The 1,526-nt window shown below is 70.1% G+C and carries 2 protein-coding genes; one reads left to right on the top strand and one right to left on the bottom strand.

From position 1 onward, the window contains the following. A partial coding sequence (locus tag ENN83_RS16315; RefSeq protein ID WP_287188829.1) for a glycosyl hydrolase occupies positions 1-349 on the top strand: 349 nt, incomplete at its 5' end. 31 nt (positions 350-380) lie between these two features. Here ENN83_RS16315 and ENN83_RS16310 read toward each other — a convergent pair. Continuing rightward, the gene (locus ENN83_RS16310; protein ID WP_287188827.1) at positions 381-1,502 is read right to left on the bottom strand and encodes a THUMP domain-containing class I SAM-dependent RNA methyltransferase; all 1,122 of its coding nucleotides are present in this window, start codon (positions 1,500-1,502) and stop codon (positions 381-383) included. Between the last annotated feature and the right edge of the window lie 24 nt (positions 1,503-1,526).

The raw sequence follows: 1,526 nt of genomic DNA, 5'->3' as shown, positions 1-1,526 counted from the left end.
TTACACGACCGATGGCGATGTCGAGGCGTTCCGCCGCTGGCTGATCCAGGTGCATCGCGAATATCGCCGGCCGATCTGGGTGACCGAATTCGCCTATATCGACTGGAACCGCCCGCGCGCCGCAAGCTATGAGCGCAACGCCGCCTTTGCCCAGAAAGCGATGCGGATGATGGAGGGGCTGCCCTTCGTCGAACGCTATGCCTGGTTCGCGGCCAATCCTTATCCCTGGGGCGGCAGCGCGCCGAAGATCAACCTGGTCGACGACCGGCTCAGACCCACCCCGGTCGGCCGGGCCTATGAAAGCGCGATGGCCGCCTTCGCCAGCATCGAGGTCGCCAGCACCGACTGAGCGCACTGACCGCGTCCTGCCAAGGGCGCGGTCATCCCAGCGGATCGGTCCGGTAAAGCCGGATCTTCAGCCCGCCATGGGGAATGGGCGGCCCGTCCGGGCCGAAGGGCAGGCCGGTCGCGCGGGCCAGTTGCGGCTTGCTGGTCACGATCCCGACCCGCCAGCCCGCGAACCGCGTCCTCAGAACCTCGCCCAGCGTCCCGTAAAGCGGATAAAGCGCCTTTGCATTGCCGATCCGCCCGCCATAGGGCGGGTTCACCATGACCAGCCCGGTCGGGCCCTCGGGCGGGGTCAGCGCGGCGATGGGCTGACAGGTGAAACAGGTCAGCGCGGCGATACCCGCCCGGTCCGCATTGGCCCGGCTGGCCGCGATGGCGCCCTGATCGCGGTCGAACCCGTGGAACCGCAAATCGGGCGGGGCAGGGGCGGGCGCCGCGCGCATCGCTTCCCAGGCGGCCGGATCGAAGCCTGCGAAGGCCTCGAAGGCAAAGCGGCGTCCGCGGCCCGGCGCAAGTCCCGCCGCGATCTCGGCCGCCTCGATCACGAAGGTGCCCGAGCCGCACATCGGATCGACCACCGGCTCGCCGCCATTGTATTCGCATTGGCGCAGGAACAGCGCGGCCAGCGTCTCGCGCAGCGGCGCCTTGCCCATCTCCTGCTTGTGGCCGCGCCGGTGCAACGGCTCGCCCGAACTGTCCAGGCTGATCGTGCAAAGATCGTCCTCGATCCGCACCAGCACGCGGATCGCGGTGTCATCCTCGGCCCCAACCGGTGCGCCCAGCGTCTCGGCGATGGCTCGCTCGACCCGCTGCGCCGCCGCCCCCGCATGATAGATCCGCGAGCCCCGGCAGGTGGCTTCCACCCGAACCGGTCGATCAGGGTGCAGCATCTCGGCCCAGGGCACCCGCCGCGCGCGCTTGTCAAGCTGGGCCAGATGCAGCGCGCGGAAGGCCGCGATCCGCACCAGCACCCGCCCCGCGCCGCGCAGCCACAGATTGGCCCGCCAGATCTCGGGCCAGCCGCCGCGCGATGACACGCCGCCCGGGCCGGGGATGACATCGCGAAAGCCCAGCGCGCGCGCCTCCTCGGCCAGCACATGCTCCAGCCCCGGCGGGGCAACCAGAAAGATGTCCAGATCGGCTTGGGGTTCCATGCCGCCTGCTTACCCTGCCTTCGC

The organism is Rhodovulum sp., assembly GCF_011048875.1.
GTDB classification, from domain to species: Bacteria; Pseudomonadota; Alphaproteobacteria; order Rhodobacterales; family Rhodobacteraceae; genus Rhodovulum; species Rhodovulum tesquicola.
This window is presented reverse-complemented; position numbering and strand designations above follow the sequence as displayed.